General features: G+C 66.1%; 24 protein-coding genes. 15 read left to right on the top strand and 9 right to left on the bottom strand.

The window, feature by feature from the left end; genetic code table 11:
- Nucleotides 1–22: 22 nt before the first annotated feature.
- A complete protein-coding gene (locus AACH06_RS17870) occupies nucleotides 23–1,546 on the bottom strand; it encodes a hypothetical protein (RefSeq protein WP_341427106.1) in 1,524 nt (507 codons plus the stop codon).
- A gap of 287 nt (nucleotides 1,547–1,833) precedes the next feature.
- On the opposite strand from AACH06_RS17870, the gene AACH06_RS17865 reads away from it, so the two are divergent.
- From AACH06_RS17865 to AACH06_RS17835, 7 genes are all read left to right on the top strand, one after another.
- A complete protein-coding gene (locus AACH06_RS17865) occupies nucleotides 1,834–2,544 on the top strand; it encodes a riboflavin synthase subunit alpha (RefSeq protein ID WP_341427105.1) in 711 nt (236 codons plus the stop codon).
- Between the two features lie 189 nt (nucleotides 2,545–2,733).
- Nucleotides 2,734–3,549 carry a DNA ligase gene (locus AACH06_RS17860; RefSeq protein WP_341427104.1) on the top strand — a complete coding sequence of 272 codons (816 nt, stop codon included), beginning with the start codon at nucleotides 2,734–2,736 and terminating at the stop codon, nucleotides 3,547–3,549.
- Nucleotides 3,550–3,573: 24 nt separating this feature from the next.
- Nucleotides 3,574–5,046, top strand: a complete 1,473-nt coding sequence (gene sbcB, locus AACH06_RS17855; protein ID WP_341427103.1) for an exodeoxyribonuclease I — start codon at nucleotides 3,574–3,576, stop codon at nucleotides 5,044–5,046.
- Nucleotides 5,047–5,214: 168 nt separating this feature from the next.
- Nucleotides 5,215–6,309, top strand: coding sequence for a trypsin-like serine peptidase (locus AACH06_RS17850; RefSeq protein WP_341427102.1), 1,095 nt, complete (start codon nucleotides 5,215–5,217; stop codon nucleotides 6,307–6,309).
- Between the two features lie 151 nt (nucleotides 6,310–6,460).
- A complete protein-coding gene (locus AACH06_RS17845; protein WP_341427101.1) occupies nucleotides 6,461–7,165 on the top strand; it encodes a DUF6781 family protein in 705 nt (234 codons plus the stop codon).
- A gap of 190 nt (nucleotides 7,166–7,355) precedes the next feature.
- The gene (locus AACH06_RS17840; protein ID WP_341427100.1) at nucleotides 7,356–8,477 is read left to right on the top strand and encodes a beta-ketoacyl-ACP synthase III; all 1,122 of its coding nucleotides are present in this window, start codon (nucleotides 7,356–7,358) and stop codon (nucleotides 8,475–8,477) included.
- Nucleotides 8,478–8,488: 11 nt separating this feature from the next.
- Entirely contained in the window at nucleotides 8,489–9,160 is a 672-nt protein-coding gene (locus AACH06_RS17835) for a hypothetical protein (protein WP_341427099.1), read from the top strand.
- A gap of 31 nt (nucleotides 9,161–9,191) precedes the next feature.
- Here AACH06_RS17835 and AACH06_RS17830 read toward each other — a convergent pair whose 3' ends face one another.
- Both AACH06_RS17830 and AACH06_RS17825 read right to left on the bottom strand, forming a co-directional pair.
- Nucleotides 9,192–9,944, bottom strand: a complete 753-nt coding sequence (locus AACH06_RS17830) for a sulfotransferase-like domain-containing protein (protein ID WP_341427098.1) — start codon at nucleotides 9,942–9,944, stop codon at nucleotides 9,192–9,194.
- Nucleotides 9,941–10,861, bottom strand: a complete 921-nt coding sequence (locus AACH06_RS17825) for an aminotransferase class IV (protein WP_341427097.1) — start codon at nucleotides 10,859–10,861, stop codon at nucleotides 9,941–9,943. The genes AACH06_RS17830 and AACH06_RS17825 overlap by 4 nt, the downstream gene beginning before the upstream one ends.
- An 89-nt stretch (nucleotides 10,862–10,950) precedes the next feature.
- Between AACH06_RS17825 and AACH06_RS17820 the strand changes: the two genes are divergently transcribed.
- Nucleotides 10,951–11,643, top strand: a complete 693-nt coding sequence (locus AACH06_RS17820) for a hypothetical protein (protein ID WP_341427096.1) — start codon at nucleotides 10,951–10,953, stop codon at nucleotides 11,641–11,643.
- A gap of 107 nt (nucleotides 11,644–11,750) precedes the next feature.
- Here AACH06_RS17820 and acnB read toward each other — a convergent pair whose 3' ends face one another.
- The 5 genes from acnB to AACH06_RS17795 all read right to left on the bottom strand — a co-directional run bounded on the left by acnB (nucleotide 11,751) and on the right by AACH06_RS17795 (nucleotide 18,202).
- On the bottom strand, nucleotides 11,751–14,354 hold the full coding sequence (gene acnB, locus AACH06_RS17815) for a bifunctional aconitate hydratase 2/2-methylisocitrate dehydratase (RefSeq protein WP_341427095.1): 2,604 nt from the start codon (nucleotides 14,352–14,354) through the stop codon (nucleotides 11,751–11,753).
- A 242-nt stretch (nucleotides 14,355–14,596) separates the two neighbouring features.
- Nucleotides 14,597–15,130 (bottom strand): hypothetical protein, encoded by a 534-nt coding sequence (locus AACH06_RS17810; RefSeq protein WP_341427094.1) that lies wholly within the window; start codon nucleotides 15,128–15,130, stop codon nucleotides 14,597–14,599.
- A gap of 117 nt (nucleotides 15,131–15,247) precedes the next feature.
- Nucleotides 15,248–16,273 carry an HpcH/HpaI aldolase/citrate lyase family protein gene (locus tag AACH06_RS17805; RefSeq protein WP_341427093.1) on the bottom strand — a complete coding sequence of 342 codons (1,026 nt, stop codon included), beginning with the start codon at nucleotides 16,271–16,273 and terminating at the stop codon, nucleotides 15,248–15,250.
- 28 nt (nucleotides 16,274–16,301) lie between these two features.
- Nucleotides 16,302–17,081, bottom strand: a complete 780-nt coding sequence (tam, locus tag AACH06_RS17800) for a trans-aconitate 2-methyltransferase (RefSeq protein ID WP_341427092.1) — start codon at nucleotides 17,079–17,081, stop codon at nucleotides 16,302–16,304.
- Nucleotides 17,082–17,215: 134 nt separating this feature from the next.
- Nucleotides 17,216–18,202: a malate dehydrogenase gene (locus tag AACH06_RS17795; RefSeq protein WP_341427152.1), complete on the bottom strand. Its 987-nt coding sequence runs from the start codon at nucleotides 18,200–18,202 to the stop codon at nucleotides 17,216–17,218.
- A gap of 214 nt (nucleotides 18,203–18,416) precedes the next feature.
- On the opposite strand from AACH06_RS17795, the gene AACH06_RS17790 reads away from it, so the two are divergent.
- The 7 genes from AACH06_RS17790 (at nucleotide 18,417) to gltA (ending at nucleotide 24,345) form a co-directional block, all read left to right on the top strand.
- The gene (locus AACH06_RS17790) at nucleotides 18,417–19,187 is read left to right on the top strand and encodes a GntR family transcriptional regulator (protein ID WP_341427091.1); all 771 of its coding nucleotides are present in this window, start codon (nucleotides 18,417–18,419) and stop codon (nucleotides 19,185–19,187) included.
- A 158-nt stretch (nucleotides 19,188–19,345) separates the two neighbouring features.
- A complete protein-coding gene (gene sdhC, locus AACH06_RS17785; protein WP_341427090.1) occupies nucleotides 19,346–19,801 on the top strand; it encodes a succinate dehydrogenase, cytochrome b556 subunit in 456 nt (151 codons plus the stop codon).
- A 24-nt stretch (nucleotides 19,802–19,825) separates the two neighbouring features.
- Entirely contained in the window at nucleotides 19,826–20,188 is a 363-nt protein-coding gene (gene sdhD / locus AACH06_RS17780; protein ID WP_341427089.1) for a succinate dehydrogenase, hydrophobic membrane anchor protein, read from the top strand.
- Nucleotides 20,189–20,253: 65 nt separating this feature from the next.
- Nucleotides 20,254–21,960: a succinate dehydrogenase flavoprotein subunit gene (gene sdhA, locus AACH06_RS17775; protein WP_341427151.1), complete on the top strand. Its 1,707-nt coding sequence runs from the start codon at nucleotides 20,254–20,256 to the stop codon at nucleotides 21,958–21,960.
- 19 nt (nucleotides 21,961–21,979) lie between these two features.
- Entirely contained in the window at nucleotides 21,980–22,684 is a 705-nt protein-coding gene (locus AACH06_RS17770) for a succinate dehydrogenase iron-sulfur subunit (RefSeq protein ID WP_341427088.1), read from the top strand.
- Between the two features lie 28 nt (nucleotides 22,685–22,712).
- Nucleotides 22,713–22,979, top strand: a complete 267-nt coding sequence (locus tag AACH06_RS17765) for an FAD assembly factor SdhE (RefSeq protein ID WP_341427087.1) — start codon at nucleotides 22,713–22,715, stop codon at nucleotides 22,977–22,979.
- Between the two features lie 55 nt (nucleotides 22,980–23,034).
- On the top strand, nucleotides 23,035–24,345 hold the full coding sequence (gene gltA, locus AACH06_RS17760; RefSeq protein WP_341427086.1) for a citrate synthase: 1,311 nt from the start codon (nucleotides 23,035–23,037) through the stop codon (nucleotides 24,343–24,345).
- 154 nt (nucleotides 24,346–24,499) lie between these two features.
- On the opposite strand, the gene AACH06_RS17755 is transcribed toward gltA, so the two are convergent.
- Nucleotides 24,500–25,399, bottom strand: coding sequence for a MipA/OmpV family protein (locus AACH06_RS17755; protein ID WP_341427085.1), 900 nt, complete (start codon nucleotides 25,397–25,399; stop codon nucleotides 24,500–24,502).
- Nucleotides 25,400–25,428 lie beyond the last annotated feature (29 nt).

The following is a 25,428-nucleotide window of genomic DNA, read 5'->3' as shown; positions in this document are numbered from 1 at the left end:
GCCGCTCAGCGACGGGTCGCGATCACTTCACGATGTGCAGCGGAGCCGAGCTGGTCGTCTTGAAGTTGGCCACGCCGTAGACGTGCGAGCCAGGGTTGTGGGTGGTGTTGCCCACGTCGATGCGCTCGACGCACGAGCCGTAGATGGCGTCGTCGGCGTCGGTGGCGGTGCCGCAGGTGTCGGTGGCGACTTGCCACTTGTGCGGGCTGGCGAGCAGGCCGCCCTTGGCTTCAGAGCTGGCGTACAGGCTGATCTTGTTGGAGGTCACCGCGTTGGCGCGGATGCCGATCAGGAAGCTCTTCGTTTGGGCGTCGGGTGCGTTGGTGGTCTTGCGCCATTGCATCGACGAGGTGTAGACGAACGGATAGGCGCCGGTGCGAGCCAGGGCTTGCTTGGGGGCCGAGCCGTCGATCTTCACGAAGCGGTACGACTTGCCGTTGACCAGCGGATCCTTCTCGCGGCTGACCACGCCGAGCGCGAAATCGTTGGTGTGGGTCGTGCCCAGGCAGGTTTCGACGTCGCCCGTGCCCGAACCTTCGTTCACGACCAGACCCGGAACCGGCGTGCCATCGGTGTTGGCGGCAGCGCCAGAAGCCACCGGCGACAGCATGCCGACGGCGGTGTCGGCCATCGGGCCCATTTCCAGGAAGAAGGCGTTCGAGACGGCTTGCGTGCCCGAGCCGCGGGTGCGGCGGCAGACGACGACGTTCTTGGCCGCATCGGCGGCCACGCCGGTCACAGCGCTCCAGTTGGCGTAGGTGGCCACGGGGCCGCCACGCACGAAGCCCGAGAGGGCGCCAGCGATGAAGGCGCGCGACAGGCTGGGCATGTCGGCGTCGGCGTCGGAGTTGACGGTCAGGCCTTGGGCCGATTGCAGCGCGTTGCGCAGGGTCTTGCTGACAGCGACGCCGAAGATGGTCTGGCCCGCCGAGGCGATGTCCAGGCCGTTCAGGGCGGCGGTGGTCGGCACGGCCCAGGCGTTGCCGGCGTCGTCGGTCGAGGCCGGGTCAGGCTGGTTCAGGTACTGGTTGGCGGCGTTGCCGATCTTGAAGGCCTTCGAGAACAGGGCGGGTTCGACGTCCGAGATGCCAGCGATCGGGGTCTGGGGCGCGGTCGTGCCGCAGGTGGCGGCCGGGGTGACGGCGTGGTTGTAGGCCGAGCAGGCGGCGCTGCTGACGACCATCGATTGGCCGGCGGTGTTGTTGGCGACCTGGTTCACGCCGTAGATCGAGCCGTCCTTGTCGCGCTTGATCACGAGCAGCTTGCTGCCCTTCGGGTAGCCGCTGGCGATGGACATCGTGCACGAGTAGGCACGGAAGTTCTTGCCCGAGGCGTCGTTCCAGAACTCGTCGTAGTCGGCGGCGCCGGCGCAGACGACGTTCTTCAGGTAGGCGGCCAGCATCGGCGTCTGGGCCGAGGCGCCGAAGATGACGACTTCCTTCAGGGTGCCGGCGCTGCGAGCGGAATCGATGGCGGCCAGCGACAGCGCGTGGGAGGAACCAGCGGCGGCCATCAGGGCGGCCGTGGCGATCAGACGAATCTTCATGCGTAACTCCAAGGTCTTGGGGTTTGGTTGAGTCATTGCGCTCCGCTCTTGTTGTCGCCCGGGGTCCTGGCTGCGGGACCATCGGGGCGGCGGTGCACGCTGCGCACTATCGGCAGCGGCCGTGACACTGCGACCGGGTGAGACGGGGCAGAAGCCGCCCTGAATGGCCCATCCGGCGAGGACGCTCTGTCATCTGGGCGTGGGTGCCTTGTCCTTTCGCGCTGCCGGCGATGGGACGAGGCCGATAATCCGCAGCCTTTGCTCACACTTCTGCGGGATCGTTTCTGATGTTCACCGGCATCGTTCAAGGCGTGGCCCACGTCGAGGCCCTCACCGACCGTCCCGGGTTGCGCAGCTTTCGGCTCCGGTTTCCGCCGGGCTTCGCGCAGGGGCTGGAGATCGGCGCGAGCGTGTCCTGCGATGGCGTGTGCCTCACCGTCACGTCGCTGGATGGCGACGACGCCGCCAGCTTCGACGTGATGCAGCAAAGCCTCGGGTTGACCACACTCGGTGGCTTGGTCCAGGGCAGTGCGATCAACGTCGAGCGGGCCGCCAAAGACGGCGCCGAGATCGGCGGACACCCCCTCTCGGGCCACATCGATGTGACCGGGACCCTGCGCGAGATCCGCCGGCCCGAGAACAACCATGTGCTGCGTATCGGCCTGTCTCCGCGCTGGATGCGCTACGTGTTCGCCAAGGGCTACATCGCCATCAACGGCGCCAGCCTCACGGTGGCAGAAGCCGACCGGCAGGCGGGGTGGTTCGAGGTCTGGCTGATTCCGGAGACGCTGCGCCAGACCACCTTCGGATCGAAGCAGGTCGGCGACGTGCTCAACATCGAGATCGAGCGCTCGACTCAGGTATTTGTCGACACGGTGCGCGATGCGCTCGACGAGCGCCTGGGCCCGCTGCTGCCGGCGCTGGAGGCCCTGCTGCGCGAGCGCGGGCTGTCGACCGACGAGTTGGCCCGGCCGATGCTGCCGCCCCAGCGCGGCTGAGCGTCGGGCGCCCGGGCGGCGCGGCCTTCTCATCGATTTGTTGAGGGGCCACCCTCCGGAGGGAAAGACGGCATGGCCGGCCGCGGCCCACACTGAGGCTTGTTGTGCTGATGCGAGGTGAGGTCACCCATGAGGGCTTCGAGGTTGTGGTCGCGGCGACGCTGGTTGGGGGCATCTTTGTGTGCGGGCTTGCCGGTCACGACGCCGGTGCGCGCCGCCGCGGAACCGCCGCCGGCGCTGCTGCTCGCCCGTGAGGCGGCCGACGGACAGGACCCTTGGGGGTACCTCGTCAGCGAGAAGTTCGATGGCGTTCGCGCCTACTGGGATGGGGCGCGGCTGCGATTTCGAGGGGGCGGCACGGTGGCTGCGCCTGCCGCCTTTCTCGCGGGGCTGCCCGCCGGGCAGCCGCTGGACGGCGAGCTCTGGCTTGGACGCGGTCGCTTCGACGAGCTTTCGTCGATTGTGCGGCGGGGGCATGCCGATGCCCACGCCTGGGGCCGGGTGCATTACATGGTCTTCGAGTGCCCGAACGGCGAAGGCAGCTTTGCGCAACGTGTGCAACGCCTGCAGACCTGGGCAGCGGCATCACCCATGCGCAGCTGGCAGCCGGTCGAGCAGACGCAGGTGGCCCATGCGGCCGCCTTGCAGCAGCGGCTGGAGCACGTGGTGGCCGATGGGGGAGAGGGCCTCGTGCTGCACCGGGCCGATGCGCTGTACAGCACGGGCCGCAGCGATGTGCTGCTGAAGCTCAAGCCCGCCCACGACGCCGAAGCGGTGGTGATGGGCTATACGCGGGGTGAGGGGCGCTTCGAGGGCCAGACCGGTGCGCTGCGTGTGCGAGACGACAACGGGCGCGAGTTTCTGGTCGGCAGTGGCCTCACCGACGAGCAGCGGCGCGACCCGCCCCCACTCGGCAGCGTGGTCACCTACCGATGGCGCGGCGAAACGTTGCAAGGCCTGCCGCGCTTCCCCACGCTCGTGCGCGTGCGGGAAGCCGGCTGGTGATCCGAGCTGCGGTATGGTGCCGGCATGAGTGAATTCAGCTTCTTTTGGCACGACTACGAGACCTTCGGCCGCGTGCCGCGGCGCGATCGGCCCTCGCAGTTCGCCGGTGTGCGCACCGATGCCGAGCTCAACGAAATCGGGACGGCGGTGATGCAGTTCTGCCGCCCCTCGCCCGACTACCTGCCCGATCCGGAAAGCTGTCTGCTGACGGGCATCCTGCCGCAGCAATGCTTGGCCCAAGGGTTGCCCGAGCCGGCGTTCGCCGAGGTGATCGAGCGTGAGCTGGCGCGGCCCGGCACGGTGGGAGTGGGCTACAACACGATCCGCTTTGACGACGAGGTCACGCGCCACCTGTTCTGGCGCAATCTGATGGATCCGTATGCCCGGGAGTACAAGAACGATTGCGGGCGGTGGGACCTGCTGGACACCGTCCGCTGCATGTATGCGCTGCGGCCCGATGGCCTGAACTGGCCACGGCATGAGGACGGCCGACCCTCGTTCAAGCTCGAACACCTGACCGCGGCCAACGGCCTGGCGCACGAGGCAGCGCACGATGCGCTGTCGGATGTGCGTGCCACCGTGGCACTGGCACGCCTCGTGCGCCAGCACCAGCCAAGGCTCTGGGAGTTTTGCCTGAAGCTGCGGCAGAAGCAGGCGGTGTGGGCAGAAATCGAGGCGGCGCAGCGGCAAGGGCGACCGTTCCTGCATGTGTCGGGCATGTACGGGCCGGAGCGCGGCTGCATTGCTGCGGTGTGGCCCTTGGCCCCCCACCCGACCAACAAGAACGAGCTGATCGTCTGGGATCTGGCAGAAGACCCTGCCGAGCTGTTTGGCCTGAACGCCGCCGCGATCCGTGAACGCATGTTCACCCGCACCGAGGATCTGCCCGAGGGCGTGACCCGCTTGCCACTGAAGACGATCCACATCAACAAGTCGCCGGTGGTCATCAGCTCGCTGAAGACGCTGTCTGCGCCGATGGCGGAGCGCTGGGGCATCGACATGGCGCGGGTGGACCGCCACGCCGACGCCTGCGCCAAGCAGGGGCCCACCATGGCTGGCATCTGGCCCGATGTGTTCTCCAGACCGGCGGCCGAGCGCAGCCCCGATGTCGATGAAGACCTCTACGGTGGTTTCATCAACCCCACCGACCGCCAGCGCCTCGATCGCCTGCGCAAGCTGGGCCCGGACGACCCAGGCTGGACGCGTGCGAGCTTCGAAGACCGGCGCCTGGACGAGCTGGTCTTTCGCTACCGGGCCCGCAATCATCCCGAATCGTTGGATGCGGCCGAGCGCGAGCGTTGGGGGCGGCACTGCGCCGAGCGGCTGCACGACGGCGCTGGCGGGGGCCTGAGCCTCGCTGCCTTCTTCGAGAAGCTCGACGTGCTCGCCGAGGCCGCCGACGAACGTGGCCAAGAGATTCTCGGCGCGCTGTACGACTACGCCGAGCAGATCGCGCCCGAACACCTGCCCGACGACGAGGCGAACGCTGTCATTTGATCGTCGTTGATAGAGCTTGACAGACTAGGGGATCGCAGCAGCCCCTCGTTCGACTAGTCTTGCGCGGCAAAGCGCGAGACCGCTTTGTCTTCATGATCTGGCGCAGTCGCAAGCCGCCGCCAGCGGCTGCGCCAGCGTCTTCGACTACACGTGCTAGAGGAGAAAAGTGTGTTCGCCTTTCATATTCGCAAGTCTGTTTCGCGCGCTTTCGCACTGGCCGCGCTGGCGGCTGCCAGCCTGAGTGCCACCGGCCAAACGGTGGGCCTGGCCCAAGACACCCACGCCTATGCCTTCTACAGCGCCGAATCGGTGGCCCGCCAGGCCGGCGTGGTCGCCAGCCATGATGTGGTGATCGAGAACGCCGATTGGCTGCGCCTGCAGTTCGACAGCGTCAAGCTGCCCAAGGGCGCCGTGCTGCGCATCACCTCGCTGAAAGATGGTGCCCAGCAGCACCTGAATGCCAAGACGCTGGCCCAGTGGCAGAACACCTCGGCCTACTTCAACGGCTCGGCGGTGCGCGTTGAGCTGCTGGCCGACAAGGCCGGCCGCACCGGCCAGTTCGGCATCGTCAAGGTGCTGGCCGGCAAGCCCCAGCCGGTGACCGAGAGCCAGTGCGGTGCCAACGATGACCGCGTGGCTTCCAACGTGTCTGATCGCGCTCGCCTGATCGACGTCGGTTGCACCGTCAACCTGATGGCCAAGGGCTGCTTCATCACCGCCGGCCACTGCCTGGCCACGCCCTCGCTGGTCGATGTGGTCGAGTTCAACGTGCCCAAATCCAACTCGAACGGCAGCCTGAACCACCCCGCTCCGAAGGACCAGTACGTGCCGACGACGAACCGCAAGTCGTCCAACGGCGGCGTGGGCAACGATTGGGGCGTGTTCACCGTTTCGCCGAACAGCGAAACCGGCAAGATGCCGCTCGAAGCACAAGGCGGCGGCCTGAAGCTGGCCAAGGCCGTGCCGGCCGTCGGCGACAAGGTGGACATCCATGGCTATGGTGTGGACACCGGCGTGGACAACCAGACCCAACAGTACTCGACCGGCCCGATCGCCACGGTGGACACCGCGGCCACGACGCTGAAATACGCGGCCGACACCGAAGGCGGCAACAGCGGCTCGGCCGTGCTGACCGGCGGCCGTGTCGTCGCGATCCACACCCATGCGGGTTGCACCCAGTCCGGCGGCGCCAACCAGGGCACGCTGTACACGAACGCCGCATTCAAGAAGGCGTTCAAGCAAGTCTGCGGCACGGCGCAGTGATGTCTTGACACAGGTCGGCCGCGCAGTGGCGGCTGCCTGGGTGAACGGCAGGGGCCTCTTCGGAGGCCCTTTTCCTTTGGGGCAAGCCCTGAGACGGGTGCCCTTTTCAGGGCGTAAGGTAGCGGGCTGACTTTCAGCCCAGGAGACCGACATGCCCAAATCCGGCATCGACCAGGATGCACTGATCGAGATGTTCGCCAACGCGAGCGCGAAGCAGACCGCGCAACTGCGCGAGGCGGTGAGCCAGGCCACCCTGCGCGCATTGCAGGGCCGCGAGATGAGCTTGAAGAACATCAAGGGGGTGCTCAAGTCGGTCACCGAGGCGGCCAGTGCCGGGGCTTTGCAGAACGTGACCCCGAAAGTGGATGTGGAAGCGATGCTCAATGGCGCACTCGCCGGCATGGACGACGCGCTGCTGAAGGCGGTCGACGCCAACCGGGTGGCGCTGGAGCGTTTGGCCGAGCAAGGCGTGGACTTGCACGACAAGCAGCTGAAGAAGGCCTTGAGCGACCTGGAGAAGATGGAAGACACGCTGTTCGAGACGGTGCGCAAGTCGGCCGCGGGCACGGACATGGCCAAGCTGGCCGGCCCATGGGCCGAGGTGCTGGGGAAGATGGAGCAGGCCGGCAGCATGACCGGCATGCAGGCCACGGCCACCCTGGAGCAGATGACGGGGCAGATGCAGACGGCGATCCGCGAGACCCGCGCCGCCGGGCTCAAGGCGGCGCAGACACTGGCGCAGAGCTACGCTGCCTTGGTCAGCGGCGTGTTGATGGGCATGTCCGATGCCTTGCGGCAGGGCGGTGCCGCCGAAGAGGCGCCAGCCGCCAAGGCCGCTTCAAAGCCCCGAAAGTGACCACCTCGCTTCGGGCGCGGCCGGCGCTTCGGCGCTCGCGACCCGCTTGCCAGGAGACAGCGTCCTCTGCTTCGCTCGCACCGGCACGCCCCTAGACGGCTCCCTCCAACCCCTGTCGGGCGGAGGCGCTGCCGTCGGCCTACACTGGCCGGCTGCGTCTTTTCGCCCCACGATCTCTGACTATCCCACCATGACCCGAGTCGTCATCAGCGGCACCGGCCTGTACCAGCCGCCGCACGTCATCACCAACGCCGAGCTGGTCGAGGCCTTCAACCGTTACGTCGAGCTGCAAAACGAGAAGAATGCGGCCGCCATCGCCGCGGGCGAGATGCAGGCCATGGTGCCCTCCAGTGTGGAGTTCATCGAGAAGGCTTCGGGCATCCAGCAGCGCTATGTGATCGAGAAAGACGGGGTGCTCGACCCGACCCGCATGTACCCGCGCTTCAAGGAGCGGCCGGACGACCAAGTCTCGCTGATGGCCGAGATTGCCGTGGACGCCTCGCGGAAGGCCCTGGCCGCGGCGGGCAAGACAGCGGATCAGGTCGACGGCGTGCTTTGCGCGGCGGCCAACATGCAACGCGCCTACCCGGCGATGGCGTGCGAAATCCAGCAGGCGATCGGCGCCCGCGGCTACGGCTTCGACATGAACGTGGCCTGCTCATCGGCCACTTTCGCGATCGAGCAGGCTGCCAACGCGGTGCGTGCGGGCACCGCGAACTGCGTGCTGGTGGTCAACCCCGAGATCACCTCGGCGCACCTGGAATGGCGCGATCGCGACTGCCACTTCATCTTCGGCGACGTGTGCACCGCGGTGATCGTGGAGCGGGCGGACACGGCGACTTCGGCCGACCAGTGGGAGATCCTCGGCACCAAGCTGGTGACGCAATTTTCGAACAACATCCGCAACAACTTCGGCTTTCTGAACCGCAGCGAGGACAGCGACCCGAACGCGCGCGACAAGACCTTCCGCCAGGAAGGACGCAAGGTGTTCAAGGAGGTGGTGCCCCTGGCGGCGGCGCACATCGAAGGGCACCTGCAGTCCCTGGGCATCGAGCCCACCCAGGTTCGCCGTTTCTGGTTGCACCAGGCCAATCTGGGCATGAACCAGCTGATCGTGAAGAAGCTGGTGGGCCAGGAAGCCGGCGGCGACATCGCACCGCTGATCCTCGACGAGTACGCCAATACCGCGTCGGCCGGGTCCATCATCGCCTTCCACGAGCACCGTGCTGATCTGGTCAGCCGTGATGTGGGGGTGGTCTGCTCATTCGGTGCGGGCTACTCGGTGGGCAGCGTGGTGGTTCGCAAGCTGTGAGGGCGGGCGGCGTGTGGCCAGCCGCCGCGCTGGCGCTGCTCGCGTTGCTGGCGGGGCCGTCGTGGGCTCAGTCCGGTGCGAAGACCTTGGGCGGTGGTGCAGCGGCCAAGGGGACCATGCTCACCCGCGACGAGTTGCGGGCTTGCCTGAAAGAGCAGCGGGCCCAGACCGCGCGCGTGGCCGAGCTGGAGCAGCGGCGCGCCGAGATCGCGGCCGAGGCCGATGCGGTGCGGCAGCAGAAAGAGGCCGTGCAGGCCGAGCGCGACGCGTTCGCGGCGATGGCCGCGCAGGTCCAGGCCTTCAAGGAGAAAGTGAAGGCCCACGGTGAGCGCGTGGCGGTCTACAACCAGCGGCTGAAGGAGTTCCAGGACGACCCGCCTCGTGGTGTGGATGCCGAGCGGCAGCGCGGCCAACTCGAGGCCGAAGGGGCCGCCGTGGCGCAGGCGGATGCGGCCATCAAGGCGGAAGCGGCCCAGTGGTCGGCCAAGGTGGAACCGGCGCGCGCTGCGCTGACCGAGCACACGCAGGCCCAGCAAGCAGCCGCTAACGCCGCCATCGAACACAACCGCGTGTTCAACGAGGCGGTGCAGGCCCAGGACGAGCAGATCGCGGCCTGGAAGCAGCGCTGCGGCAATCGCCCTTACAAGGAAGCCGACGAGAAGGCCATTCGCGCCGAGAAATGATGCGGTGTCCGGCCCGGCACGGCCGAGACGCTCACTCGAGCACCAAGCGCTGCGCGCGCAGCTTTTCGTAGGCCGGACGGCAAGCTTCGGCGGCGCGCAGGCCCTCGCCGCTCAGCTGCGGGCTGCGAGGGCGCCAGGCTTCGAAGCCGGTCGACTTCCACACGGCGTCGTACCAGTGCGGGGCCCAGATGCCGTCGCTGTCACGCCGCCCGGCCGGCCACTCGAGCATGCGCTCGGTGAAGCCGATGCCCAGGTGTTCGCACAGCGCTTCGAGGAACGGGCCTGGCGAGCGCAGGAAGTCGTCCGCATCGATCACGGCGGGGGCGTGGCCCAGGTGATCAGCCACCTGGTCGAACAGCTTCACCTGTTGCAGCAGGCCAATGTCTTCCGGGGCCACGGTCGGGCGCGACTTGAGGTACGACTCAACCACCTCGGCCGGGTCGCGAATCAGGAACACGTTGACCAGCTTGTTGACCCAGGCGGACGAGTACTTCGTCTGCAGATGGTGGGTCATGTGCTTCTGGTACCAGACGGGCTGCCCACCCGGCGCCGCGCTGGTCGACAGTGTGTTGGCGACGCGCTCGTAGTCGGTGTCGCCGTGGGCGATGATCTCGTCGCGGCCCGGATGATCAAGCCCGGTGGCGGCCAGGTAGGCGGCATACAGCGGTTCGTCGCTGACGGCGCAGTCGCCCCGGTTTTCCCAGGCGCGCATCATCGCGGTCGAGATGTTGCGCGGCCCGCTCCACATGGCCACGCGCAGCGGGGCGGCAGAGGTCGTGCTCATGCCCGCCGCCCCGCGATGTCGCGCTGCACCAGCTCACGGTACAGCCCTTGGAGTCGGGTCACCATGGGCCCAGGGATCTCGTCGTAGCCGCGGCCGTCGACCGAGCGCACCGGTACCACGCCGGCAAAGGTGCCGGTGCAAAACGCTTCATCGGCACTGTAGACCTGGGTGAGGCTGAAGTTCTTCTCGAAGACCGGGATGCCCGCTTCTCGGCAGACCTGGATCACGTTGGAGCGTGTGATGCCGCCCAGGCAATAGTCGCCCGACGACGTCCAGACCTCGCCTTTGCGAACGATGAAGAAGTGGGTCGAGTTGCAGGTGGCGACGAACCCATGCGGGTCCAGCATCAGGGCCTCGTCCGCACCGGCTTCGATGGCCTGGATGCAGGCCGTGATGCAGTTCAGCTTGCTGTGGCTGTTGAGCTTCGGATCTTGCACATCGGCAAAGCCGCGCCGCACGTGCACGGTGAACAGCTTCAGCCCTTGGGCGACGGTCTCGGGCTTGGCGAGCTTCCACTCCGGCAGGATCACCACGGTGGCTCGGCCGACCGCGGCGCGTGGATCCTGGTAGGGCGTTCGCTTGACGCCGCGGGTGACCATCAGGCGAATGTGCACGCCATCGTCCATGCCGTTGGCGGCGAGCGTGTCATAGATGGCCTGGGTGAGCTCGGCACGGGTCATGCCGATGCGCAGTGCGATGGCCTTGGCCCCTTCGAACAGGCGATCGAGGTGCGCTTCGAGGAAGACAGGGTGGCCGCCGACGACCCGCAGGCCCTCCCACACGCCGTCTCCGAGCACGAAGCCGCTGTCGAAGACGGACACGGTGGCGTCAACCCGCGATTTCAGTTCGCCGTTGACCCAGATGCGGATGTCCGCATTGCGTGGGTCGTCGTGGAAGTCATGGATGCTTTGTGACATGTGCTTTCCCGAGGTGGGCCTCGCGCGGACGACCGTCAGTGGCATGATGCGCGGCTTGGGCCACGAGCCCGAGCGTTATAGAGGATCTCATGAAGCGAACCGAATATCTCTCCGTTACCGGCGTGCTGGCCGCAGTTTTGTTTGCCACCGTCCAGGTTCCTGCCCTCGCACAAAGCGACAGCAAGACGCTCACGGGCAAGACCGGCACGGGCAAGGTGATGACCCGAGACGAGCTTCGTGCCTGCATGAAGCAGCAAGCTGAGCTGGCCACGCGCAAGACGGATCTCGAGGCGCGCCAGACCAAGGTCAATGCCGAGCGCGATGAGATCCAGAAAGAGACTGACGCGATCAAGGCCGAGCAGGCCGCCCTGTCATCGCGCAAGGGCGATGTTGATGCGCTGAACGCGAAGATGAACGCCTTCTCGGCGAAGGTGAAAGATCTGCAAGCCCGTCAGGATGAGCTCGAGAAGTCCGGCCGCAGCGGCCCGTCGGCTGAACGCGAGCGTCGCAAGATGGAAAAGGAAGCGGCGGAAATCAAGAAGGAAGAGGCCGAACTGAACGCCGAGAGCGAGAAGTTCCGCTCCGGCAGCAATGACGCGGTGGACAAGCTGAACGCCCGTGTCGATGCGCAGCAGAAGCTCGCCCAAAGCTGGAACGATCGCAACAAGGCGCTGGCCAAGGAGCAACAGGCCCACGAAGACGACCGCATCGCCTGGCTCGACAATTGCGGCAACCGTCGCTTCAAGGAAGACGACGAGAAGGCGATCAAGGCAGGCAAGTAGTTTGATGCGCGCTTCGAGGCGCGCCCGCTGCCCATGAAAAAGGCCACCGCGAGGTGGCCTTTTCGTTGGTGGCAGCCGTTGCAGCTGCAATCACCTGGCGCGGATCGTCAGACCGTCACGCTCTTGGCCGTGTCGGCGTACTCGCCGATCTGGTCGAAGTTCATGTAGCGGTAGATGTTGGCGGCATCCTTGTTCACGATGCCCATCTCGGCGTGGTATTCGGCCACGGTCGGGATGCGGCCCAGCTTCGAGGCGATCGCAGCCAGCTCGGCCGAGGCGAGGAACACGTTGGTGTTCTTGCCCAGGCGGTTCGGGAAGTTGCGGGTCGACGTGGAGACGACCGTGGCGCCTTCACGCACCTGAGCCTGGTTGCCCATGCACAGGCTGCAGCCCGGCATCTCGGTGCGCGCACCGGCGGTGCCGAAGGCAGCGTAGTGGCCCTCCTTGATCAGCTCGCTCTGATCCATCTTGGTCGGCGGTGCAACCCACAGCTTCACCGGGATGTCGCGCTGGCCGCCCAGCAGCTTGGCCGCCGCACGGAAGTGGCCGATGTTGGTCATGCAGCTGCCGATGAAGGCTTCGTCGATCTTGGTGCCGGCCACATCGGAGAGCAGCTTGGCGTCGTCCGGGTCGTTCGGGCAGCAGAGCACCGGCTCCTTCAGCTCGTTCAGGTCGATCTCGATCACCGCGGCGTATTCGGCGTCGGCATCGGCTTCGAGCAGCTCAGGCTTGGCCAGCCAGGCTTCGACGGCCTTGATGCGGCGCTCGAGGGTGCGCTTGTCCTGGTAGCCGTCGGCGATCATGTTCTTCATCAGCACGATGTTGCTGTTGAGGTACTCGATGATCGGGTCCTTGTTGAGCTTGACCGTGCAGCCGGCGGCCGAGCGCTCGGCTGAGGCGTCGCTCAGCTCGAAGGCCTGTTCGATCTTCAGGTCGGGCAGACCTTCGATCTCGAGGATGCGGCCGGAGAAGATGTTCTTCTTGCCTTGCTTCGCGACGGTCAGCAAACCTGCCTTGATCGCGTAGTAGGGGATCGCATGCACCAGGTCGCGCAGCGTGACGCCGGGCTGCATCGTGCCCTTGAAGCGCACCAGCACCGATTCGGGCATGTCCAGCGGCATCACGCCGGTGGCGGCGCCGAAAGCCACAAGGCCCGAGCCGGCGGGGAACGAGATGCCGATCGGGAAGCGGGTGTGCGAGTCGCCACCGGTGCCCACGGTGTCGGGCAGCAGCAGGCGGTTCAGCCAGCTGTGGATGATGCCGTCACCCGGGCGCAGCGCCACGCCGCCTCGGCTGCTGATGAAGGCCGGCAGTTCGCGGTGCGTCTTCACGTCGACCGGCTTCGGGTAGGCCGCGGTGTGGCAGAAGCTCTGCATCACCAGATCGGCCGAGAAGCCCAGGCAAGCCAGATCTTTCAGCTCGTCACGGGTCATCGGGCCGGTGGTGTCCTGCGAGCCCACGGTGGTCATCTTCGGTTCGCAGTAGGTGCCAGGGCGAATGCCTTGCTGCTGGCCGTTGACGACCGGCATGCCGCACGCGCGGCCGACCATCTTCTGCGCCAGCGTGAAGCCCTTGCCGGTATCGACCGGCGCCTTGGGCAGGCGGAACGCGGTCGAGGCGGGCAGGCCGAGGAACTCGCGCGCCTTGCTGGTCAGCGAGCGGCCGATGATCAGGTTGATGCGGCCGCCAGCACGGACTTCGTCGAGCAGCACGTCGCTCTTGAGCTTGAACTCGGCGACCGTCTCGCCGTTCTTCAGGATCTTGCCGTCGTAGGGCAGCACGTCGATCACGTCGCCCATCTCGAGCTTGGAGACGTCCACCTCGATCGGCAGCGAGCCGGAGTCTTCCTGCGTGTTGAAGAAGATCGGGGCGATCTTGCCGCCCAGCGTGACGCCGCCAAAGCGCTTGTTCGGTACGAACGGGATGTCCTGTCCGGTCGCCCAGATCACCGAGTTGGTGGCGCTCTTGCGCGACGAACCCGTACCGACCACATCGCCCACGTAGGCGACGACGTGACCCTTCTTCTTCAGGTCGTCGATGAACTGCATCGGGCCGCGCTTGCCGTCTTCTTCCGGCTTGAACGCCGCGCCTTCGCGCGTGTTCTTCAGCATTGCCAGGTAGTGCAGCGGGATGTCCGGGCGGCTCCAGGCATCGGGTGCGGGAGACAGGTCGTCGGTGTTGGTTTCGCCGGGCACCTTGAAGACGGTGACGGTGATCTTCTTGTCGACTTCCGGGCGCGAGGTGAACCACTCGGCATCGGCCCAGCTCTGGATCACTTCCTTCGCCTTGGCATTGCCGGCCTTGGCCTTTTCGGCCACATCGTTGAAGAAGTCGAACATCAACAGCGTCTTCTTCAGGCCTTCGGCGGCCACGCCGGCCACTTCGGCGTCGTCCAGCAGCTCAATCAGCGGGTGCACGTTGTAGCCACCCACCATGGTGCCGAGCAACTCAGTGGCTTTGGCCTTGCTGATCAGGCCGACCTTGATGTCGCCGTGGGCGACGGCCGCGAGGAAGCTGGCCTTGACCTTGGCGGCATCGTCAACGCCCGGCGGCACGCGATGGATCAACAGATCGAGCAGAAAGGCTTCTTCGCCCGCCGGCGGGTTCTTGATCAGTTCGATGACGTCGGCGATCTGCTTGGCATCGAGCGGCAGCGGGGGGATGCCGAGTGCGGCGCGTTCGGCGACGTGTTGGCGATAGGCTTGCAGCATGGCGTGGCTCTCCAGAAGGACGGGGCGAGGGTTTCTACGCTATTTTATATCTTATATAAGACTTGCCAAGAACCGGTCGCGTGAACGGCCCGAGGCGCGACGGACGATTCTCCCGCAGCCGTGTTGCGGTGCAAAACGGTTCGTGCTCGTGTGGGTCGTCCGTGCAGGCAGGCGGGCCAGCCGGGCAACAAAAAGCCCGGTCGAGCCGGGCTTTCGTTTCGGCGGCAGCCGTGAAGCGGGCTTCAGTTGCCCATCAGGCCCTGGCTGCCCTGGCCTTCGGCGGCCTTCTTGGCCGCGGCCTGGTTTTCATGAATGCAGTCGTCGACCAGACGTTGGCCGACCTTCACGTCCATCAGCATCGACTTGTAGGCGATCTGCAGCATCAGCGTCTGGCCCTTGACGTCTTCCAGGCGCAGCGCACCGGTGGACGAGAGCACCGGCTTCATCGTGAACTTCAGCTTCTTGAAGGCCACATCCACGTAGCCCTCGTACTTCGGGTTGGCAGAGACCTCGACCGACTGGTTGAACTCGCACTGATAGGTGCCGATGTGCGTCATCGAGGCCGCCTTCAATTGATCGGCATCGGCGGCGGGCAGTGGCACCTCGGGCGGCGGGGCCTTGACGGGCTTGGCGGCCTTTTTTGCGGGGGCCGAAGCCGGCTTCGCAGCTGGCTTGGCGGCAGGCGCCGAGGCCTGGGCGTGGGCCACTCCTGCGGTGCCCATCAGCCAGGCCGAAGCCAGCAGGAGGGCGAGGGTGTGGTTCAGGGAACGGGGCATGAATCAAGACTCCGGGGATCGGGACAACGGGCGGCATTGTCCTGTTCCGTCCACCCGCAGGGGTGACCGATCGTTTCGGCGCGCTGCGCTTGTTGGCGGCGCGCGAACAATGTCACGTCACGACCCGAAGAATTCCAGCCGCACCTCAGCCGGCAACTGGGGGCCGCCAGCGAACGACGTGCGGTGGGCGCGCTGCAGCACATGCCAGAAGTAGCGGTAGCTGGCGCGGTCGTGCAGTTGCTCTCGGCCGCGGTGTCCGTGGCGGATGGGGGCCCAGTTCGCCGCCCGCGCCGCGTTGATGATCTCGATGGCTTGGTCGACCTCCGCAGCGCTTGGAGAGAAGGCATCGATGATCGGCCGGATCTGGTCAGGATGGATGCTCCACATGCGGGTGTATCCCAGCTGACGGCAGGCGCGCTCGGCTGCGGCCTGCAGCGCATCGGTGTCCTTGAACTCGGTGACCACGCAGTGAGAGGGCACTTTGGCGCGGCCATGACACGCGGCCGCGATGGCGAGCTTGGCCCGTACCACCAGCGGATGCTCGAACTGGCCCTGCGCGCTCATGGCCGACTGCGGAATGGCCCCCCGGTGTGCCGAGACGAAATCCATCAGGCCAAAGGACAGCGACTCGACGCGCGGGTGCGCGGCCAGGGCTTCCACTTCGCGCAGGCCGCCATGGGTTTCGACCATGGCGTGCAGCGGGATGCGTCGCGCCAGCCCGGCCTGTTGAGAAAGACGGTCGATCTCGTCGGCGGCGGCCTGCAGCTCGGACAGGCTGTCCACCTTGGGGAGCATCAGGTAGGCGGCTCGTGCGCCGGTGCGCTGCACAATGACGCGGGCCACCTCGCCGAAGGCGGGATGGGTGCTCGCGGGCAGGCGCACGCCGACACGGTCGAAGTGGTTGGCGGGGCCGAGAAGCAGTTCGGCCACGAGGTGCGCGTGCTCCACTTCGCCGCCCACGGGGGCGCCGTCTTCGATGTCCAGCGTCACGTCGAAGGCCGGGCCCAGGTCCGCTTGCAGCTCCAGGCTTTTCCGCATGCGGGCCTCGACCCCCGCGTAGTGATCGCACACCGGCAGGTCAGGCGGCAACTCGCCAGCATCGAACAAGGCATAACGGGGGTGGACGAGATCGGGGCGGGTCATGGGCGGGGTCCGGCGGGAACTGTGGGCTTCAGGATTTTCGCTGCGCGACGATGAAAAGGCGTGGAAAGTCGAGCAATCGACGGCCATCGCAGCGAACGGGGTAGGCGTCGTTCAGCAGCTGTTCGTAGTCGGCCAGGAATGCCGCCTGCCGTGCGGCGTCCAGTGCATCCACGAAGGGCCGCAGCCCCGTGCTGCGCAGCCACTGCACGATCGCGGCCGGTGTCGACATCGGGTGGCGGTAGATGGTGTGCCAGACATCCACTTGCGCCGCATCGGCGGCCAGCAGGTCATAGTAGTGCGACGCGGCGAGCAGGCGGCTGCGCACCGCACCAGCGTCGCCGATCTGTTCGGCGTACGGCGGCCTTGCAGCCAGCTCGCGCATCAGACGGTGAGAGGGCTCATCGAGGTTGTCCGGCATCTGGATGGCCAGCACGCCGCCAGGTGCCAGTGAGCGCCACAGGCGCGGCAGCAGCCCCTGGTGATCGCTCAGCCACTGCAGCGAGGCGTTGGCGTAGAGCAGATCGGGCCGATCGCCGGCAGGGGCCCACGTGGCGATATCGGCCAGCTCGAACTGCGCGCCGGGAAGGCGCTGTCGCGCCTCGTCCAGCATGGCGGGCGAGTTGTCGACGCCGAGGACCTGCGCATCGCCGAAACGTCGGGCCAGCAACTCGGTGGAGTTGCCGGGCCCGCAGCCCAGGTCCACCACGCGCCGAGCGCCGGACAGCGGCACCCGCGCCAACAAATCGTGAGCGGGGCGTGTGCGCTCGTCCTCGAATTGGCGGTACAGGGCAGGGTTCCAGTCGGACATGGGTGGGCTCGAAGGGAGATCCATGCCGGCCGGACGCAACGCGTGCGCGGGCCAGGCACGGGTGGAGCATCAAGAAAAAAGGCCGGAGGGGGCGAACCCTCCGGCCTTTTGGGCTTACATCGCTGTCGAGGCGATCACAGCAGGTGCTTGACGCCGTCCTGCTCGCCCTGGAGCTCAGCCAGGGTCTTGTTGATGCACTCTTGCGAGAACTCGTCGATCGGCAGGCCTTCGACGATCTTGTACTCGCCGCCTTCGCAGGTGACGGGGTAGCCGAACATCACGTCCTTGGGGATGCCGTATTCGCCGTTGCTGGGCACGCCCATCGTGACCCAGGCGCCGTTGGTGCCCAGGGCCCAATCGCGCATGTGGTCGATGGCCGCGTTGGCGGCAGAAGCGGCAGACGACAGGCCGCGCGCTTCGATGATCGCGGCGCCGCGCTTGCCGACGGTGGGCAGGAACACGTCCTTGTTCCACACCTGGTCGTTGATCATGTCCTTGACCGGTGCGCCCTCAACGGTCGCGAAGCGGTAGTCGGCGTACATGGTGGGCGAGTGGTTGCCCCACACGGCCATCTGCTTGATCGAGGCCACCGGCTTGCCGGTCTTGGCGGCGATCTGGCTCAGGGCGCGGTTGTGGTCCAGGCGCAGCATGGCGGTGAAGTTCTTGCGCGGCAGATCCGGTGCCGACTTCATCGCGATGTAGGCGTTAGTGTTGGCCGGGTTGCCGACGACCAGCACCTTCACGTTGCGCGAGGCGACCGCGTTCAGGGCCTTGCCCTGGGCGGTGAAGATCTGGGCGTTGGCGGCCAGCAGGTCGGCGCGCTCCATGCCGGGGCCACGGGGGCGGGCACCCACCAGCAGGGCGTAATCGGTGTCCTTGAACGCGGTCATCGCGTCAGAGTGGGCTTCCATGCCGGCCAGCAGCGGGAAGGCGCAGTCTTCCAGCTCCATCATCACGCCCTTGAGCGCCTTCTGGGCCTTCTCGTCGGGGATCTCCAGCAGCTGCAGGATCACAGGCTGATCCTTGCCCAGCATCTCGCCAGAGGCGATGCGGAACAGCAGGGCATAACCGATCTGGCCGGCTGCGCCGGTCACAGCCACGCGGACGGGCTTCTTCATGATGGGGTCTCCGATGGGAAGGAAAAAAGATCCAGGGTCGGAAGCGCCAGCACGGCCGGCGCGAGCCGAAACCGCAAGTGTAGCTGCGCAAGGCTGGGGTTGACCCTTGGATTCTGGTATTCTTATGTCTTATATAAGACACAGTTGTCGGTGGTCGTGGTCAGTGGCGTGCGATCCTGGGCATCCATCCTTCCACTGTGTCGAGCCTGCCCCACTCATGCCCGTTGATCTGCCGCCCCACACCGACGCCGACGGCCCCGCGCTGCCGGCCGGCCCGGCATTCAGCCCGCTGTACCAGCAGATCAAGGCGCTGCTGCTCAAGAGCCTGCAAGGGGGAGAATGGAAGCCCGGCGAAGCCATTCCCAGCGAGTTGGAGCTGGCCGGGCGGTTCAAAGTCAGCCAGGGCACCGTGCGCAAGGCCATCGACGAGCTGGCAACTGAAAACCTGCTCGTTCGGCGCCAAGGCAAGGGCACCTTTGTGGCCACCCATGCCGAGGAACAGATCCAGTACCGCTTCCTGCGCTTGGCTCCCGACGAGGGGCCGTCCACCGGCATGGAGCGCCACTTTCTCGATTGCCGCCGCATGCGGGCCCCTGCGGATGTGGCGCGCGCGTTGGCACTGAAGGCGGGCGAGCAGGCGTTGCTGGTGCGCCGCACGTTGTGGCGCAATCAGGCACCGGTGGTGCTGGACGAAATCTGGCTGCCCGCGGCATTGTTCAAAGGCCTCACGGCCGATCGGCTCGCCCAGTACGCCGGGCCGATGTATGGTCTGTTCGAGACCGAATTTGATGTGCGGATGATCCGCGCCGAGGAAAAGATCCGAGCCGTGGCGGCGGATGCAGCGACAGCCGAGCTGTTGCAAGTTGCCCAAGGCTCACCGCTTTTGAGCGTCGAACGCCTGTCTCACACCTATGGAGACAAGCCCGTCGAGCTTCGCCGCGGTCTGTACAACACCATTTCGCACTACTACCGCAACGAGCTCAGTTGAAGCCTCGTGACGGTGTCGGACACCGTCTGGCAAGGCCCGCGAAAGCTTGCTGCGCTGCAATAGAATCGATCGGTTTCACTGCGATTACGCCCGCGCTGATCGCACGGACCCTCGGACTTCTCTTCGAACGACAAGAGCGCCACACCAAGGACCCCGACATGGCCAATACGCTGCCCGGAACGCCGCCCACAACGTCGGCCAAGCGCCCGGAATTCCGCAACATCCACGCGTTGACGGACCTCCCGAACTACCGCCTGCCGCCTGCCGGCATCGTCTCGATCCTGCACCGGATCAGCGGCGCGCTGATGTTCCTGCTGATGCCGTTCGTGATCTGGCTGTTCGATGTCAGCCTCACCTCCGAAGTCTCGTACGACACCTTCCGCAGCGCTTACCTGGCCGGCATCGGCTTTGTGCCCGGCTGGTTCGTCAAGCTGGTCACCTTGGGCCTCATCTGGGGTTACCTGCACCACTTCTGCGCCGGCGTGCGCCACCTGTGGATGGACATGACGCACAGTGTGTCCAAGGAGCAGGGCCGCATCTCGGCGATCGCCACGCTGGTGATCAGCCTGGTGCTGACGGTGCTGCTGGGCGCCAAGCTTTTCGGCCTGTTCTGATCAACCAGGCAAGGACTACAAGACATGGCAATCAACCACGGTTCCAAGCGCCTGGTCGTTGGCGCGCACTACGGTTTCCGCGACTGGCTCGCCCAACGCGTCACGGCAGTGCTGATGGCGCTGTTCACCATCGTTCTGCTGCTGCAGGTGCTGGTGGGCGGCCCGATGGGTTACGAGAAGTGGGCCGGCATCTTTGCCCACCAGTGGATGAAGGTCTTCACCTTCGTCGTCATCGTGTCCTTGCTGTACCACGTGTGGGTCGGCATGCGTGACATCTGGATGGATTACATCAAGTCGGTGGCGCTGAAGCTTTCGCTGCAGGTGTTCACCATCGTGTGGCTGGTCGGCTGTGCCGGCTGGGCGATTCAAGTGTTGTGGAGACTGTGAACGTGACCGCCTCGATTTCAAAACGCAAGTTCGACGTGGTCATCGTCGGGGCCGGCGGCTCCGGCATGCGCGCCTCGCTGCAGCTCTCGCTCGCCGGGCTGAACGTGGCCGTGCTGTCCAAGGTCTTCCCGACCCGTTCGCACACAGTGGCGGCCCAGGGCGGCATCGGCGCCTCGCTCGGGAACATGAGCGAAGACAACTGGCACTACCACTTCTTTGACACCGTCAAGGGCTCCGACTGGCTCGGCGACCAGGACGCGATCGAGTTCATGTGCCGTGAAGCGCCGAAGGTCGTGTACGAGCTCGAGCACTTCGGCATGCCGTTCGACCGGAACCCCGACGGCACCATCTACCAGCGCCCCTTCGGCGGCCACACGGCCAACTACGGCGAGAAGCCCGTGCAGCGCGCCTGCGCCGCGGCCGACCGCACCGGCCACGCGCTGCTGCACACGCTGTACCAGCAGAACGTCAAGGCCCGCACCAACTTCTTCGTCGAGTGGATGGCGCTGGACCTCATTCGTGACGCGGATGGCGACTGCGTCGGCGTGACCGCGCTGGAGATGGAAACCGGCGACCTGCACATCCTCGAGGCCAAGACGGTGCTGATGGCCACCGGTGGCGCGGGCCGCATCTACGCCGCGTCGACCAACGCCTTCATCAACACCGGCGATGGCCTGGGCATGGCAGCACGCGCCGGCATCCCGCTGGAAGACATGGAGTTCTGGCAGTTCCACCCGACCGGCGTGGCCGGCGCGGGCGTGCTGCTGACGGAAGGCTGCCGGGGCGAAGGCGCGATCCTGCGCAACAGCAACGGCGAGCGCTTCATGGAGCGTTACGCCCCGACGCTGAAAGACTTGGCACCGCGTGACTTCGTCTCGCGTTCGATGGATCAGGAGATCAAGGAAGGCCGTGGTTGTGGTCCCAACAAGGACTACGTGCTGCTGGACATGACCCACCTGGGTGCCGACACCATCATGAAGCGGCTGCCCTCGGTCTACGAGATCGGCCACAACTTCGCCAACGTCGACATCACCAAGGAGCCGATCCCGGTCGTGCCCACCATCCATTACCAGATGGGTGGCATCCCGACCAACATCCACGGTCAGGTGGTGATCCCGAAGGCAGGTGAGCCGAACACGGTGGTCAATGGCCTGTACGCTGTGGGCGAATGCTCGTGCGTCAGCGTCCACGGTGCGAACCGCCTGGGTACGAACTCGCTGCTCGACCTGGTGGTGTTCGGCCGGGCCGCCGGCAACCACATCGTCGCATCCGCGCTCAAGCAGAAGAACCACAAGTCTCTGCCGGCGGATGCCGCCGACCGCACGCTGGCCCGCCTGGCCCGCCTCGATGCGGCGCGCAACGGCGAATACGCCCAGGACGTGGCCAACGACATCCGTGCGACGATGCAGAAGCACGCAGGCGTGTTCCGCACCCAAGCCAGCATGGACGAGGGTGTCGCCAAGATCAAGCAGATCGCCGAGCGCGTGAAGTCCATCGGCCTGAAGGACACCTCGAAGGTCTTCAACACCGCCCGCATCGAAGCGCTGGAGGTCGAAAACCTGATCGAGGCCGCACAGGCCACGATGGTGTCGGCAGCGGCCCGCCCCGAAAGCCGCGGGGCCCACGCCCACAACGACTACCCGAACCGCGACGACGCCAACTGGATGAAGCACACACTGTGGTACTCCGAAGGCAATCGCCTGGACTACAAGCCGGTCAAGCTCCAGCCGCTGACCGTCGAATCGGTGCCGCCCAAGGTCCGTACCTTCTAAGCCTGCAGCCACAGAAATCATGGAAAAGCGTACTTTCGAGATTTATCGGTACGACCCGGACAAGGACGCCAAGCCGTACATGCAGACCATCGAGATCGAGCTCGATGGCCATGAGCGCATGCTGCTGGACGCCCTCGTCAAGTTGAAGGCCAAGGACCCCACCTTGTCGTTCCGCCGCTCGTGCCGCGAAGGTGTTTGCGGCTCGGACGCGATGAACATCAACGGCAAGAACGGTCTGGCCTGTCTGACGAACATGCGCACGCTGCCGTCGAAGATCGTGCTGCGCCCCTTGCCCGGCTTGCCGGTGGTGCGCGACCTGATCGTCGACATGACGCAGTTCTTCAACCAGTACCACTCGATCAAGCCTTATCTCGTCAACGACACGCCGCCGCCCGAGAAAGAGCGTCTGCAGTCGCCTGAAGAGCGCGAGGAACTCGACGGCCTGTACGAGTGCATCCTGTGCGCGAGCTGCTCGACGAGCTGCCCGAGCTTCTGGTGGAACCCCGACAAGTTCGTTGGCCCCGCTGGCTTGCTGCAGGCCTACCGATTCATCGCCGACAGCCGCGACCAGGCCACCAGCGAGCGCCTGGACAACCTGGAAGACCCGTATCGCCTGTTCCGCTGCCACACCATCATGAACTGCGTCGATGTCTGCCCGAAGGGGTTGAACCCCACCAAGGCGATCGGCAAGATCAAAGAGCTGATGGTGCGCCGCGCCGTTTGACGGCAGTCCCGGCCAGTCGAATCCAACCATGCCCGCCGTCCTGAACCCTGCCGACCTGGGCCGCCTGAAGTGGCGTTGCCGCCGAGGGCTGCTGGAGAACGACCTGTTCGTCGAGCGTTTTTTCCGCCGCCATGAGGCGGATCTCACGCTCGACCAGGTCAACGGGCTACAGGGCCTGATGGACCTGTCGGACAACGACTTGCTGGACCTGCTGCTCGCTCGCAAAGAACCCGAGGGTGAGCTCGATCGCCCTGAAGTGAAACAAGTGCTGGCCTTGATGCGGGAACCCGGCTGAGGCCGGGGAGCGCCAGCGCTGCCGCCGTAGAAGATTTGCTCGAAAGGACCCGACGATGACACCGTCCGACGTGAAAGCCACCCTGTCGTTCTCTGACGGCAGCCCCAGCATGGACCTGCCGATCTACAAGGGCTCGATCGGGCCTGACGTGATCGACATCCGCAAGCTCTACGGCCAGACTGGCAAGTTCACCTACGACCCGGGCTTCCTGTCCACGGCGTCGTGCAACTCGACCATCACCTACATCGATGGCGACAAGGGCGAACTGCTGTACCGTGGATATCCCATCGAGCAGCTCGCAGTGAACTGCGACTTCCTCGAAACCTGCTATCTGCTGCTGTACGGAGATCTGCCGAACGCTTCGCAGAAGGAAGACTTCACCGCCCGCGTGACCAACCACACCATGGTCAACGAGCAGATGCAGTTCTTCCTGCGAGGTTTCCGTCGCGATGCCCACCCGATGGCCGTGATGACGGGCCTGGTGGGTGCGCTGTCGGCCTTCTATCACGACAGCACCGACATCAATAACCCCGAGCACCGCGAGATCGCGGCGATCCGCTTGATCGCCAAGATGCCGACGCTCGTGGCGATGGCCTACAAGTACACCATCGGTCAGCCGTACATCTACCCGAAGAACGACCTGAGCTACGCCGGCAACTTCATGCGCATGATGTTCGCCACGCCGTGTGAGGAGTACAAGCCGAACGACGTGCTGGTGCGTGCGATGGACCGCATCTTCACGCTGCACGCCGACCACGAGCAGAACGCATCGACCTCGACGGTGCGCCTGTGCGGCTCGTCGGGCACCAACCCGTTCGCGGCCATCGCGGCCGGCGTGGCCTGCCTGTGGGGCCCGGCGCACGGTGGCGCCAACGAGGCTTGCCTGAACATGCTGTACGACATCCAGAAGCAGGGTGGCGTGGCGCGCATCGGCGACTTCATCGCCAAGGTGAAGGACAAGAACTCCGGCGTCAAGCTGATGGGCTTCGGCCACCGCGTCTACAAGAACTACGACCCGCGCGCCAAGCTGATGCGCGAGACCTGCCACGAGGTGCTCGGTGAGCTCGGCCTGCAGAACGACCCGTTGTTCAAGCTGGCCATGGAGCTGGAGAAGATTGCGCTGGAAGACGAATACTTCGTCGCTCGCAAGCTCTACCCGAACGTCGACTTCTACTCGGGCATCGTCCAGCGCGCCATCGGCATCCCGGTGCCGCTGTTCACCGCGATCTTTGCGCTGGCCCGCACGGTCGGCTGGATCGCCCAGCTGAACGAAATGATCGGCGACCCCGAATACAAGATCGGCCGTCCGCGCCAGCTGTTCGTCGGCGCCAAGCAGCGCGACGTGAAGCCGCTGGCCGAGCGCTGATCCACTTCGGCGTCGTCCGAACCGAGAGGCCACCTTCGGGTGGCCTTTTTCTTGACGTCATCGGCCTGTCGTCACTGGTCTGACGGCACGCCGGCAGGATGGTGCCTGGCAGCCGGGTGCCGCCGCCGTGCCGCCGACGCGCCGCGAGTGGGTGCTACTCGACCCCGCGCTCGTCTGATCGCCATGCGGTCCAGGTGAGCGTGATCGCCAGCGTGTGGTCGATGCTGCGGCCGACCACTGGGCTGTCCCGGTTGGCGGCGCATTTGATGGTCTCCATGCTGGCGTGCAGGCCGAGTCTCAGGTCAGCCCCCAAGGCACGGCTCAGCGACACGCCCAGGCGGGAGGCGACCAGCCCGCCCCGTGCGTCATAGGCGGGGCGCGTCGGCGTGGCGTACTCTGGCGCAACGTCGTAGTACAGGCTGTTCAAGGCGCGGTTGCCGAACATCAGCCCGGCATAGGCCGACGGGCGCCAATCGCCCAGCCGCGGCAGGCGCCAGTTCAGCCGTGGTTCGAACGAGACGCCGGCATAGCGGAAGTCGCGGTCGGCATCGAAGGCCGCGCGCAGCGGCAGATCCAGCCGCCAGGGCGACCGACGGCCGTCGTCACCCAGCTCGCCGAGTTGGATTCGCACGCTCGGCCCCAGCTCCACCAAGGTGCCCACGGCGGGCATGCCTTCGCGCGCGCCAGTGTCCTTGCCGTCTGACCCGAACGCGGCGGCGGCACTGAAATCGAGCTCGGCCCGCGGCGTGCGCAAGGTGCGAACCCCCGCGGTGCCGCCTTCCAGGCGGACAACCGGGCCGCGGTAGGTGATGAAGGGCAAGGCGGTGGCGTTTCGCGCGCGGCGCTCGGCACCAGGGTAGACGGCGTGATCGGCCCCCACCATGAACAAGCCCGCCGACCACAACGCCGGGGTTGTCGTGCCTGCGCTGGCTTCGCCGTCAGGTGCCAGATCGGGGGGAGTCGCGTCAGACTGGGCCGCCGCTTGGACGGTGACGAGCGCCAACGCCATCGCCATGCAACGCGAGGCCAGGTCGAGACGGGAACGAAGGTGCATAGGCTGAAGCGGGTGGCGACGACGTGAGT

The sequence above is a fragment of the Ideonella lacteola genome (genome assembly GCF_038066555.1).
GTDB classification, from domain to species: Bacteria; Pseudomonadota; Gammaproteobacteria; order Burkholderiales; family Burkholderiaceae_C; genus Ideonella; species Ideonella lacteola.
This window is presented reverse-complemented; position numbering and strand designations above follow the sequence as displayed.

Bases quoted from the DNA above. Each gene is read 5' to 3' on its own strand.
- AACH06_RS17870 (WP_341427106.1), bottom strand. From the start codon at position 1,546: ATGAAGATTCGTCTGATCGCCACGGCCGCCCTGATGGCCGCCGCTGGT.
- AACH06_RS17865 (WP_341427105.1), top strand. From the start codon at position 1,834: ATGTTCACCGGCATCGTTCAAGGCGTGGCCCACGTCGAGGCCCTCACC.
- sbcB (WP_341427103.1), top strand. From the start codon at position 3,574: ATGAGTGAATTCAGCTTCTTTTGGCACGACTACGAGACCTTCGGCCGC.
- AACH06_RS17845 (WP_341427101.1), top strand. From the start codon at position 6,461: ATGCCCAAATCCGGCATCGACCAGGATGCACTGATCGAGATGTTCGCC.
- AACH06_RS17840 (WP_341427100.1), top strand. From the start codon at position 7,356: ATGACCCGAGTCGTCATCAGCGGCACCGGCCTGTACCAGCCGCCGCAC.
- AACH06_RS17830 (WP_341427098.1), bottom strand. From the start codon at position 9,944: ATGAGCACGACCTCTGCCGCCCCGCTGCGCGTGGCCATGTGGAGCGGG.
- AACH06_RS17825 (WP_341427097.1), bottom strand. From the start codon at position 10,861: ATGTCACAAAGCATCCATGACTTCCACGACGACCCACGCAATGCGGAC.
- AACH06_RS17820 (WP_341427096.1), top strand. From the start codon at position 10,951: ATGAAGCGAACCGAATATCTCTCCGTTACCGGCGTGCTGGCCGCAGTT.
- acnB (WP_341427095.1), bottom strand. From the start codon at position 14,354: ATGCTGCAAGCCTATCGCCAACACGTCGCCGAACGCGCCGCACTCGGC.
- AACH06_RS17810 (WP_341427094.1), bottom strand. From the start codon at position 15,130: ATGCCCCGTTCCCTGAACCACACCCTCGCCCTCCTGCTGGCTTCGGCC.
- AACH06_RS17805 (WP_341427093.1), bottom strand. From the start codon at position 16,273: ATGACCCGCCCCGATCTCGTCCACCCCCGTTATGCCTTGTTCGATGCT.
- tam (WP_341427092.1), bottom strand. From the start codon at position 17,081: ATGTCCGACTGGAACCCTGCCCTGTACCGCCAATTCGAGGACGAGCGC.
- AACH06_RS17790 (WP_341427091.1), top strand. From the start codon at position 18,417: ATGCCCGTTGATCTGCCGCCCCACACCGACGCCGACGGCCCCGCGCTG.
- sdhC (WP_341427090.1), top strand. From the start codon at position 19,346: ATGGCCAATACGCTGCCCGGAACGCCGCCCACAACGTCGGCCAAGCGC.
- sdhD (WP_341427089.1), top strand. From the start codon at position 19,826: ATGGCAATCAACCACGGTTCCAAGCGCCTGGTCGTTGGCGCGCACTAC.
- sdhA (WP_341427151.1), top strand. From the start codon at position 20,254: ATGCGCGCCTCGCTGCAGCTCTCGCTCGCCGGGCTGAACGTGGCCGTG.
- AACH06_RS17770 (WP_341427088.1), top strand. From the start codon at position 21,980: ATGGAAAAGCGTACTTTCGAGATTTATCGGTACGACCCGGACAAGGAC.
- AACH06_RS17765 (WP_341427087.1), top strand. From the start codon at position 22,713: ATGCCCGCCGTCCTGAACCCTGCCGACCTGGGCCGCCTGAAGTGGCGT.
- gltA (WP_341427086.1), top strand. From the start codon at position 23,035: ATGACACCGTCCGACGTGAAAGCCACCCTGTCGTTCTCTGACGGCAGC.
- AACH06_RS17755 (WP_341427085.1), bottom strand. From the start codon at position 25,399: ATGCACCTTCGTTCCCGTCTCGACCTGGCCTCGCGTTGCATGGCGATG.